Below are 250 nucleotides of genomic sequence, written 5' to 3' on the forward strand. Positions count from 1 at the left end.
TTGCCCGTGAAGCATTCACAATATCAATTGCATTCTCCCCAATGCCACGGCAAAATTCCTTAATACCACCCCCCGTTCCACCCGATTCGATAACTGGAATCTTAAAATGAGGGTAAATTTCTCCAAATATCTCAGCAACAATTTTTTGATACGGTAAAACGGTAGACGAACCAGTTATCTGAATTTGATCGCGTGCATTTCCAACATTCACTGAAAACAAAACTGCAAAAATCACTCCCACTCCACCGGA

The 250-nt window shown here is 41.6% G+C and carries 1 protein-coding gene; it reads right to left on the reverse strand.

Going from position 1 to position 250, the window contains the following annotated elements; all coding sequences use genetic code 11:
• Positions 1–241 (reverse strand): substrate-binding domain-containing protein (locus tag ACFINS_RS11185; protein WP_375706311.1); only part of this gene is annotated, 241 nt, incomplete at its 3' end.
• Positions 242–250 lie beyond the last annotated feature (9 nt).

Origin of the sequence: Bartonella sp. AA2SXKL, assembly GCF_042197205.1 — a bacterium.
GTDB lineage: Bacteria > Pseudomonadota > Alphaproteobacteria > Rhizobiales > Rhizobiaceae > Bartonella.